At 54.9% G+C, this 11,214-nt stretch carries 8 protein-coding genes and 2 pseudogenes; 5 read left to right on the forward strand and 5 right to left on the reverse strand.

Translation table 11 applies throughout. The features are described 5' to 3' along the window. The coding region (locus CINSTRO3249_RS07755) for a flagellar biosynthesis protein FlhF (RefSeq protein WP_254304262.1) at positions 1-1,360 on the forward strand (1,360 nt) is incomplete at its 5' end. 15 nt (positions 1,361-1,375) lie between these two features. After that, positions 1,376-2,275, forward strand: a pseudogene (locus tag CINSTRO3249_RS07760) (ATP-binding protein); the annotation flags it as partial. Positions 2,276-2,563: 288 nt separating this feature from the next. Here the strand turns inward: CINSTRO3249_RS07760 and crr are convergent. From crr to cysZ, 5 genes are all read right to left on the reverse strand, one after another. Further along, positions 2,564-3,073, reverse strand: coding sequence for a PTS glucose transporter subunit IIA (gene crr, locus CINSTRO3249_RS07765; RefSeq protein ID WP_011411527.1), 510 nt, complete (start codon positions 3,071-3,073; stop codon positions 2,564-2,566). 41 nt (positions 3,074-3,114) lie between these two features. Beyond that, positions 3,115-4,842, reverse strand: coding sequence for a phosphoenolpyruvate-protein phosphotransferase PtsI (gene ptsI, locus CINSTRO3249_RS07770; protein WP_074012851.1), 1,728 nt, complete (start codon positions 4,840-4,842; stop codon positions 3,115-3,117). A 50-nt stretch (positions 4,843-4,892) separates the two neighbouring features. Beyond that, positions 4,893-5,150, reverse strand: a complete 258-nt coding sequence (gene ptsH, locus CINSTRO3249_RS07775) for a phosphocarrier protein Hpr (RefSeq protein ID WP_011411525.1) — start codon at positions 5,148-5,150, stop codon at positions 4,893-4,895. Positions 5,151-5,556: 406 nt separating this feature from the next. Further along, positions 5,557-6,522: a cysteine synthase A gene (cysK, locus tag CINSTRO3249_RS07780; RefSeq protein ID WP_074012852.1), complete on the reverse strand. Its 966-nt coding sequence runs from the start codon at positions 6,520-6,522 to the stop codon at positions 5,557-5,559. Between the two features lie 115 nt (positions 6,523-6,637). After that, positions 6,638-7,396, reverse strand: a complete 759-nt coding sequence (gene cysZ / locus CINSTRO3249_RS07785) for a sulfate transporter CysZ (protein ID WP_254304316.1) — start codon at positions 7,394-7,396, stop codon at positions 6,638-6,640. 235 nt (positions 7,397-7,631) lie between these two features. On the opposite strand from cysZ, the gene zipA reads away from it, so the two are divergent. The 3 genes and pseudogenes from zipA to CINSTRO3249_RS07805 form a co-directional block, all read left to right on the forward strand. Then, on the forward strand, positions 7,632-8,648 hold the full coding sequence (gene zipA, locus CINSTRO3249_RS07790; RefSeq protein ID WP_074012854.1) for a cell division protein ZipA: 1,017 nt from the start codon (positions 7,632-7,634) through the stop codon (positions 8,646-8,648). Between the two features lie 226 nt (positions 8,649-8,874). Next, positions 8,875-10,911, forward strand: a complete 2,037-nt coding sequence (gene ligA / locus CINSTRO3249_RS07800; RefSeq protein WP_074012856.1) for an NAD-dependent DNA ligase LigA — start codon at positions 8,875-8,877, stop codon at positions 10,909-10,911. Positions 10,912-10,921: 10 nt separating this feature from the next. Further along, positions 10,922-11,038 (forward strand): annotated as a pseudogene (locus CINSTRO3249_RS07805) (putative quorum-sensing-regulated virulence factor); the annotation flags it as partial. Positions 11,039-11,214: the final 176 nt, after the last annotated feature.

An 11,214-nucleotide genomic window follows, 5' to 3' on the forward strand; every position in this document is an offset into this window, starting at 1 on the left:
CATAGGTATCTACACATTTATCGTGATACCTGTTATTACTTTGCAGAATGATTTCAACCTATCTGTTGGCGGGATTGACTCTCGCCTTACCCGCCGATATCAGACGCTGGTTAAACAGCATATGACGCCCGCGGCTCTTCTTGCTTCTGCGGTTAAAGACCTCGCAAGTGCTCAAAAATCAACTTTCGCAACTACCCAAGCTGTCTGGCGTTTTCTGAATAATAAGCGAATTAGCTTCAGTCAACTCAATGAGCCAATTATTTCGCTAGCACTTGAGCAAATTTCGCTTAGCCCGCATCCATACGCTCTCGTTGTTCATGATTGGTCACGTTTACAATTTCTTTACCATCATGCCAAATACGGACGCTTAAAAATGACGCACGGTGGCGATGTTGGATATGAACTTCAAAGCAGCTTGCTGGTTGATGCTGGCACGGGTTTGCCAATAGCGCCTCTATCTCAGACACTTACCGATGCAACCGGTTGTCATTCAACGTTGGCGGAAGGACTGTCCGAACGGCAGACACATATGGACGCCTTGACGACCGATATTGCCCGTGTGGAATCGCTTAATATAGGTAAAAAGCTGATTCATATAATTGATAGAGAGGGTGACTCTATTGGACATATGCGGACGTTGAGTACTCAAGGAATATGCTGGCTTATCCGAGGAAAAGAAGGACATGGTGCAGAGTGGCAAGGTAATTCATTGAAAATTGGTGAGATTGCTGCTCTTCTGCCATACAACGGATGCGGACAGGTAGACTGGAAAGGGAAAAAAGCTGATATGGAAATCAGTGAAACCTCGATAGTCATAACCCGAGCTGCGCAGCAGAAGCGTAAAGATAAAGAAACCGGCCGCCGCATAAAAATCCAACCTGGAGAGCCTCTGACGGTCAGATTGGTTGTTGTTCGGCTTACGGATGATCTCGGTAATGTGGTGGGACGCTGGACGCTGCTTACAAACGTTTGCAGCGAGATCACCTGCGAGGAAGTAGCTCGTTGGTATTACTGGCGCTGGAATATTGAATCATTTTTTAAGTTGCTGAAAGGTGCCGGACATGACGTAGAAACATGGCTTCAGCGCAGCGCGCCAGCCGTACTACGCAGGTTGTTAATAGCCAGTATGGCTGCTGTTCTGGTATGGCGGCTGCAACGCGCTGAAGGAGAAGAAAATGCGGCAGCCCGCCAGCTGATATGTCGCTTGTCAGGACGACAGCAAAAGCGAGGCCGCAGAGAGAGCGCTCCTGCTCTGCTCGCTGGCCTATCCATCTTGTTGAATACACTAAAATTATTATCGGAATATAGTCTGGAAGAACTTACTCATTTAGCGAGAGTTGCTCTTAAGCCTCCTCCCTGATGTGTAGATACCTATGGCTTGACGGGGGGGCTGTTGTTCAGTTTTCTTCTGGCCTGGAACCTGACCCGCCCGATGCGCCAGCTGCGCAGCGCTTTTGAGCGCGTGTCGCTGGGCGATTTGACCGTGCGTTTGCTCCCCGTGATGCGCCGACGCCACGATGAGATAACCGAAGTGGCGAAGGACTTTGATGCCATGGCCGAGCGGCTGCAGGTACTGGTCGCGGCGCGCGAGGCGCTGCTGCATGACATTTCTCACGAACTGCGCACGCCGCTGGCCCGTTTGCAGCTGGCGATCGGACTGGCGCATCAGAACCCGGCCAATGTGGACACCTCCCTGGCGCGCATCGAGCAGGAAGCCGAGCGCCTTGACCGCATGGTGGGGGAACTGCTGGCGCTTTCGCGCGCGGAGCACCAGGGCATGCTGGCGGAGGAGTACTTTGACTTGCTGGGGCTGGTGGAAGCGGTGGTCAATGATGCTCGCTATGAGGCGCAGCTCACCAAGGTCACCATCGCGCTGACCGCGCGACAGCCGGCGGACTATACCGTCAAAGGCAACGCCGAAATGATGCGCCGCGCGGTGGAAAACATCGTGCGCAACGCGTTGCGTTTTTCTTTGCCGGGACAAGAGATTAAGGTCTCGCTGGCGGCGGAAGATCGCCTGCTGACGATTAGCGTGACGGATCAGGGGCCGGGTATTGCTAGCGAAAAACTGTCCAGCATTTTCGATCCCTTCGTGCGGGTGAATTCTCCCCAAAGCGGTAAAGGCTACGGCCTGGGTCTGGCGATTACCCGCAAGGTGCTGTTGGCACACGGCGGGTCAGTCGACGCGCATAATGGCCGCGATGGCGGGCTGCAAATTCAACTGCGGCTACCTACCGCACTGGCAGTAACCGCTTACAAATGGCCGCCGTACTAGCGCGCGCCGTAACCTCGATGCTATAAGACTACCGCGCCGACTCGTGGATCCTGTCGGGGCTAGATGCCACCAAGGTGCTGCGCCGGTAAAAGAGTCGCGCCGGACCTGGTTTCCTGACTGTGGCCCGGACGTCGGCGCCATGTCGATCGCTGGCGGGACTAAGCGACTCAGGCCAGTACCCTTGCCGGAAACGACGCTGCTCCCCGACCATGCTGCCAAAAAATAACGGCGCTCATTGAGCGCCGTTATTGTCATACCCGCCGATGCGGTTAGCGGAAAAGCGAGGAGCTACTTACGAATGCGAATGATCGGGGTTTCACCGACCACGACGCTGCCGGACAATTTCACCAGTTCTTTGATTTCATCCATATTGGAAATAACTACCGGTGTCAGGGTCGATTTCGCTTTTTCTTCCAGCAACGGCAGATCGAACTCGATCACAACGTCACCTTTTTTCACGCGTTGACCTTCTTCAGCGATACGGCGGAATCCTTCGCCTTTCAGCTCAACGGTGTCGATACCGAAATGGACGAACAGCTCAATGCCGCTGTCGGATTCGATGGAGAAAGCGTGATTAGTCTCGAAAATTTTGCCAATGGTGCCGTCTACCGGGGCGACCATTTTATTGCCGCTGGGCTTGATGGCGATCCCATCGCCCACGATCTTTTCAGCGAAAACCACGTCAGGAACATCTTCAATGTTTACAATTTCCCCGGAAAGAGGTGCAACTATTTCAATGCTTCCCGTGTCTTTCTTGTCATCGGAAACCAGAGATTTCAGTTTATCGAACAAACCCATGATCTTCTCCTAAGCATTTATATCGGGTCAGCGTCGTGAAATCAGCAGAGCGTTTTTTCTTCAATAAATTTGTTGACCAGATTCATCAACTCTTCCGCTGTTGGCTGAGCTAATGCTTCCTCTGCTAATGCCTTTGCATCGCAAAAATTGGTATTGCGAATAATTTTCTTGATGCGCGGGATAGAGATAGCACTCATGCTGAATTCATCCAGTCCCATCCCTAATAACAGTAGTGTAGCACGTTCATCTCCCGCCAGCTCGCCGCACATACCGGTCCATTTGCCCGCAGCGTGAGACGCGTCAATGACTTGCTTGATTAATGTCAGTACTGCCGGAGACATGGGATTATACAGATGAGAAATCAGCTCATTACCGCGATCCACGGCAAGAGTATACTGGGTCAGGTCGTTTGTCCCAATACTAAAGAAATCGACTTCGTGCGCCAGATGGCGCGCGATAACCGCGGCGGCGGGCGTTTCCACCATTACGCCGACTTCGATCTCCTCGTCGAAGGCCTTACCCTCTTCACGCAGTTGCCCTTTTAACAACGACAGCTCCTGCTTCAGGGTGCGCACTTCTTCCACCGAAATAATCATCGGATACATAATGCGCAGTTTGCCGAACGCTGAAGCGCGCAGAATGGCGCGCAGCTGTGCGTGCAGCATCTCTTTCCGGTCGAGCCCGATGCGGATGGCGCGCCAGCCGAGGAACGGATTGTCCTCTTTCGGCAAATTCATATAGGGCAAATCTTTATCGCCGCCGATATCCATGGTGCGTACGATGATGGAACCGGTAGGCATGGATTCCGCCACCGCTTTGTAAGCCTGGAATTGCTCGTCTTCGCTGGGCAGGGAATCGCGGTCCATAAACAGAAACTCGGTGCGATACAGGCCAACCCCTTCCGCACCATTACGTTCGGCACCCACGACGTCACGCACGGTGCCGATATTGGCGCAGACTTCCACTTGATGGCCGTCAAGGGTCACCGCGGGCAGATCTTTGAGTTTAGCCAGCTCGCTCTTCTCGGCGGCGTCCTGGCTTTGTAGCGCTTTCAGCTCTTCGATAACCGCCGGTTCGGGATTGATATAGACTTGGTTGTTGATAGCGTCCAGAATCAGATAATCGCCGTTGGCGACCTGCTTGGTAATATTGCCGGTACCCACGATAGCCGGCAGCTCCAGCGAGCGCGCCATAATGGACGTATGGGACGTCCTGCCGCCGATATCGGTGACAAAACCCAGCACTTTATCCAAATTTAACTGCGCGGTTTCCGACGGCGTCAGATCCACCGCCACCAGCACGGCTTCCTCGCTAATAGCGCTTAAATCGATAATCGGCATGGAAAGAATGTTGCGCAATAACCGTTTACCAATGTCGCGCACGTCGGTGGCGCGTTCTTTAAGGTACTCGTCGTCGAGTTCTTCCAGCGCTTTAGCCTGCGTCTCAATCACCGAATAAACCGCGGCGTCCGCGCTGGCCAAGTCTTCTTTGATAAGGGCTATGATATCCTGCTCAAGCTCTTCGTCTTCCAATAACATGATATGGCCTTCGAAGATGGCTTCCTTTTCTTCACCGAAGGTTTCACCCGCTTTGGTTTTGATCGCTTCCAATTGCGCGGAAGCTTTGGCGCGCCCGGCGAGAAAACGTTCAACTTCCTGCTCAACCTGGTCCGCGGTGATCTTTTTCCGGTTGATGACAATCTCATCTTCCTTCAGTAGCAGCGCTTTACCAAAGGCGATGCCCGGTGATGCTAAAATGCCTGAAATCATAACCCTACCTTACTCATGACACATGTTAACTAAAAAGACCGGGCTGTATGTTACTCAAGCTCTGCCATCAGTTTAACCAAATGTTCTACCGCCTTCTGTTCATCCTCGCCTTCTGCGGCGATAGTGACGACGGTACCCTGCGTCAGGCCTAGGGTTTGCAATTTGAACAGGCTTTTGGCGCTCGCGCTTTTGCCATTGGAGGTCACGGTGATTTCGGAACTAAAGCCTTTAGCTTCCTTGACGAACTGGGCGGCGGGACGGGTATGCAGACCATTAGGAGCAGTAATCGTAACTTCTTGCTGGTACATTTTATTTCCCCAACTTATTAGGTGATATCAGTGTTATGGGGCTAAAGTTTAGCCTAAAAGGTTCACTTTAGCCTATATGGTTGTCGTGGAGTCTGTGGCGCAATCGTAGGCGATACTCGTCCTAACGGAGCGTCACAGCATTAATGGCTTAATCACGCCATCCAGGAGCATGATTGCTTTTGACATTAATCATTATGCCGCTTTTCGTCGAAAATCTATAGGCCGGCGAGCGTTTCTGTTGACTGTGTAATAAATAGCCTGAGCAATTTCATACCAAGAAATAATTGCACTATTAAATATAAGGCAGGACCAACAAAATCAATTCGCGGTGGGTTGAAAGTATGATCCAGTCCACAAAAAAGCACCCTGACGGGTGCTTTTTTAAACAAACCGGCTATGGCGGGCGTTATTGTAATTCAGGTGAAGTAAACAGATCGGCAAACAGTGCGGTGCTAAGGTAGCGCTCGCCGGAGGAGGGCAGGACAACCACGATGTTCTTATTGGCGAAGTCCTCTTCTTGCTGCAGTTTTAGTGCTGCCGCTATGGCGGCGCCGGAAGAGATACCGGCCAGGATACCTTCTTCTTCCATCAGACGGCGCGCGGTGCTGATCGCTTCATCGTTAGTGATTTTTTCAACCCGATCAATAAGCTTCAAGTCCAGATTATCGGGAATGAAACCGGCGCCAATCCCCTGGATTTTATGCGGTCCGGGCTTGATTTCGTCGCCGGCCAGCGCCTGAGTGATGACCGGGGAGTCGGTGGGCTCCACCGCAACGGTAAACACATTCTTGCCCTGGGTATTTTTCAGATAACGACTGACGCCGGTAATCGTGCCGCCGGTGCCCACGCCCGCGATAAACACGTCCACCTCGCCGTCGGTATCCTGCCAAATTTCCGGGCCGGTGGTCTGTTCGTGAATAGCAGGGTTGGCCGGGTTACTGAATTGCTGCAGCATCAGGAAACGCGCGGGATCGGTCGCAACAATCTCCTCCGCCTTGGCGATAGCGCCTTTCATCCCTTTCGGGCCGTCGGTCAGCACCAGATTGGCGCCCAAAGCTTTCAGCAGCTTACGGCGCTCGCTGCTCATGGTTTCCGGCATGGTCAGCGTCAGTTTGTAGCCGCGGGCCGCCGCCACATAGGCCAAGGCGATACCGGTATTGCCGCTGGTGGGCTCCACCAGTTCCACACCCGGTTTAAGCACGCCCCGTTTTTCCGCATCCCAAATCATATTCGCGCCGATGCGGCATTTGACGCTGAAGCTGGGATTACGGGATTCCACCTTCGCCAGGATGCGACCATTGCCGATACGGTTTAAACGGACCAGCGGGGTATGGCCGATAGTCAGTGAATTGTCTTCATAAATTTTGCTCATGACCAGTCCTATAGTTCAGGTGCGAAAGAAAGGGATTTTCAGCCAAGCATACCCTTTCAGTATAGGGGGGGAAGTGACAGAATCGTATATCGTTATGTTATTAAGAAATAAGTTTTTAAGAACCAGATACTGTATGGCTGGCGCGGTATTTATCCACCCACATCGCCGTAGCGCCGCAGACCGCCACCGGCAGAATGACCAGGTTCACTATCGGTATCAGGGTAAACACGCTCACCAATGCGCCGAACTGCATATTCGCCACCTTATGACGCCGGAGTGTGGCGCGCATCGCCGGGAACGGGATCTTATGGTTATCAAAGGGATAATCGCAATATTGAATCGCCAGCATCCAGGCGCTGAACAAAAACCACAGCACCGGCACCAGCGTCTGGCCGATGGCCGGGATAAAATGCAGCGCCAGTAAAATCAGCGCCCGCGGCAGGTAGTAACACAGCTTCACCCATTCGCGCTGTAGCATGCGCGGCGTATCACGCACCAAATCGACCAGTCCGCTGTCAGGCGCAGCATGGCCGGTCAAGTGCATTTCCAGCCGTTCGGCCAGCAGACCGCTGAAGGGGGCGGCAATCACATTGGCTACGGTACTAAAGAAATAGCCAAACACCAGCAACACCGCCAGCACGCACAGTGGCCAAAGGAGATAATTCAACCAGTGCAGCCAATTGGGAACGTAGCTCATCAATTGCGGGATCCACTGGCTCAGCTGACGATACAGCCACCAAAAAGCGCCGCCTAATAGCGCTATATTCACCAATAGCGGCAGCAGGACATAGCGTTTAATGCCGGGTAGCATGATTAAATGCCAGCCGGCGAAAAAATAATGTATGCCGCTGCGGGAAGTTATCTCTTTTTGCATGTCGATTTGCGCCATTTTTGTCCGAACAGATAAGGGGGCGATCACAGTTTTCGGCGTTTATTACCGCCGTTTGGTTCATTTTGTCTGAAAAAGCAGCAAAAAAATAACTTGCCAAACTCTTTTTGCCAGAAAGTACCCTGTAGACTTGCACTTGTCTACGCAGGCAAATACAGTTAAGAGAGTAAATGTTTGCCGCTATGGCAATGTGCAATGAATTAGAACAGCTGAGATGGCAATGATGCAGGATTTGCGTCTGATATTAATCGTCGTGGGTGCGATCGCGATTATAGCGTTACTTTTACATGGTCTTTGGACCAGCCGTAAAGAGCGCTCAGCGGTCTTTTGCGACCGCCCGGTCAAACGACTGAAACAACAACGTCAGGATCAGGACGAACCGCCGCTATCTGAGCGGGATGAAGGCGTGGGCGAAGTCCGCGTAACGCGCGTGCGCCACCACGACGACGCAGACATCGGCCGTATCGATGACGACGCGCCATTCTCCCGCCCCGCCACTCGCGTCAGCGAAGGCGAGCGCGATGAGGCCGATGCTGCGGTCGATCCCCTTTTGGATGAGGGGTTCGGGCAGCCAGCCACCGCCCACCGCGAGCCGCCGCACATCCGCGCCGCCGAGCCTGCCATGCCCGCACGCGCGCAAAATGCACTTGACGGTGACGACAACACGGCACGCGTTGATGATGATCCGCTGCTGCCCGCCGTCAGCCGCGCCGCTGCGTCTTCAACCGATTACCGGTCTGCGACACCCGCCGCCGACGGCGGTGCGCCCGCCCCGGCGGATGAGAGCTCGGCGAAGGCTCAGGTGCGGGAAAAAGAAACGGTGCTGGTACTGCATGTCGCCGCCCATAACGGTACGGTGCTTGGCGGCGAAGAGTTGCTGCAAAGCGTGCTGCAGGCCGGTTTTCAGTTCGGCGAAATGAATATTTTCCATCGTCACCTCAACCCCGCCGGCAGCGGGCCGGTGCTGTTCAGTCTGGCCAATATGGTCAAGCCTGGCTCGTTTAATCCTGACAATATGGCTGATTTCACCACGCCGGGTATTTCCATGTTCATGATGGTGCCCTCCTATGGCGATGCCCATCAGAACTTTAAGCTCATGCTGCAGTCCGCCCAGCGTATCGCCGATGATTGCGGCGGCGTGGTGCTTGACGATGAGCGGCGAATGATGACCCCGCAGAAACTGGACGGTTATAAAGCGCGCATTCGCCAGGTGCTGGATGCCAATGCCGGTGTCTGATGATGTGCGCGGGTGAACCGATCCTTAACGGTGAGTCCGCACCGCTAACCGTTCGCCTGCAACGGTCACGGTCACACTTATCTTGCCCATAGCGTCTTTTTCCCTCTGGCCGGCGGCGGTTATACTTATCTTGCCGGTCATCGCTAACCGGAACCGACCGGTTGCTGCTAAAATAGCGTTAATCTCAGCCCCCGCTTGCGGGGGTTTTTGCTGCTGATGGTGCATCATGGAACAGATTGAACAACATATCCTGCGGTTGCGTAAGCAACTGCGACACTGGGAATACCTCTATTACGTGGAAGCCGCCCCTGAGGTGCCCGACAGTGAATACGACCGGGTTATGGCGGAACTGCGCACGCTGGAGGCCGAACGGCCAGACCTGCTGACCGCCGATTCCCCCAGTCAGCGCGTCGGTGGACAAGCGCAAAGCAGTTTTGGGCAGGTGCGCCATGAGGTGCCGATGCTGTCGCTGGATAATGTTTTTGAAGAGCCGGGTTTTCTGGCGTTCGACAAGCGGGTGCGCGATAGGCTCAAGCGCGACGACGACATGACCTATTGTTGCGAGCTTAAGCTGGACGGTCTGGCGGTCAGCCTGCTGTATGAGAACGGCGAGCTGGTGCGGGCCGCCACCCGCGGCGACGGCGCCACCGGTGAGGATATCACCGCCAACGTGCGGACCATCCGCACCATTCCATTGCGCTTGCAAGAAAATGACAACCTGCCGCGCCTGCTGGAGATCCGTGGCGAAGTCTTCATGTCGGAAGCGGGCTTTCTGCGGCTGAATGAGACCGCCAAACGGGAGGGGGGCAAAGTCTTCGCCAATCCGCGCAACGCCGCCGCCGGCTCCTTACGCCAGTTGGATCCCGCGATTACCGCCAAGCGGCCGCTGACGTTTTATTGCTATGGCGTCGGCCTGCTGGAGGACGGTGAGTTGCCCGAGAGTCATTGGGAGCGGTTACAGCAGTTCAAAGCCTGGGGGGTACCGGTCAGCGACCGCGTCCGCCGTTGCACCGGTAGTGCGGCGGTGCTGGATTTCTATCGGCAGGTGCACGAGGCGCGGTCATCGCTCGGGTTCGATATCGACGGTGTGGTGATTAAAGTCGACTCGCTGGCGCTGCAGCAGCGTCTGGGCTTTGTCGCCCGCGCGCCACGCTGGGCTATCGCGTATAAATTTCCGGCCCAGGAGCAACTGACCCGGGTACGCGACGTGGAGTTTCAGGTGGGACGAACCGGCGCAATCACGCCGGTCGCGCGCCTGGAGCCGGTACTGGTTTCCGGCGCCATGGTCAGTAACGCCACCCTGCATAACGCCGACGAGGTGGAGCGGCTGGGGTTGATGATTGGGGATACGGTCATTGTGCGTCGCGCCGGCGATGTCATCCCGCAGATTGTCGGCGTCGTCACGTCCGAGCGGCCGGCAGAGGCGCGGCCGGTAGCGTTTCCGACGCAATGCCCGGTTTGCGGCTCGGACGTCGAGCGGGTGGAAGGCGAGGCGGTGTTGCGTTGCACCGCAGGCTTAGTCTGCGCCGCACAGCGTAAGGAAGCGCTGAAGCATTTCGTTTCCCGCCGGGCGATGGACATCGACGGTATGGGCGATAAGATCATCGATCAGCTGGTGGAGCGGGAGCTGGTGAAAACCCCGGCCGACCTGTTTCGGCTGAATAAAGAAAGTCTGTCACGGTTGGATCGGATGGGGCCGAAATCGGCGCAAAATTTGCTGGAAGCGCTGGAAAAAGCCCGGCAGACTACCTTCGCGCGCTTTTTGTACGCGCTTGGGATCCGCGAGGTGGGCGAGGCCACGGCCGCCAATTTGGCTGCCGCCTACGGCACGCTCGACGCGCTGATTGCCGCCGATATCGATTCGCTGACGGGCGTGCAGGATATTGGCAACATTGTCGCGACCCACGTGCGCCACTTTTTTGAGGAAACGCATAATATCGAGGTGATCCAGGATTTGTTGAGCCCGGCCATCGGTATTGGTTGGCCTGAGCCTGTGGCAGCGCCCGTGGCGGCGAGCGATAATACCTTCGCCGGCAAAACCATTGTCCTGACCGGGTCGCTCAGCACGCTGTCGCGGGATGAAGCTAAAGATCGGCTGGTCGCGCTCGGCGCGCGGGTCAGCGGCAGCGTTTCCGCCAAAACCGACTTGCTTATCGCCGGGGAAGCGGCGGGATCCAAATTGTCCAAGGCACAGCAGTTGAATATCCCGGTGATGGATGAGGCGGAGATGATGCGTCTTTTGGGGGACTCACCCGGCACCTAAGGGGGCAAAAATGGAAAAAGAGGATCTGGTGGCCATTGCCAATACCGCGATGCCGTTTGGCAAATATCAGGGGCGGATGCTAATTGATCTGCCCGAACCTTACCTGCTCTGGTTTGCCCGTAAAGGCATAGGTATCTACACATCAGGGAGGAGGCTTAAGAGCAACTCTCGCTAAATGAATCACCCCGGATAAATTAGAGTCTATACTTTAAAAGTGGAGGTCTCTATGACAACGACCAAACGTTACTCTCCGGAAGTCCGTGAACGGGCAGTTAATCTAGTGCTGGAAACTCAGCATGAGCA

Origin of the sequence: Candidatus Sodalis sp. SoCistrobi (assembly GCF_900143145.1) — a bacterium.
Lineage (GTDB): Bacteria > Pseudomonadota > Gammaproteobacteria > Enterobacterales > Enterobacteriaceae > SoCistrobi.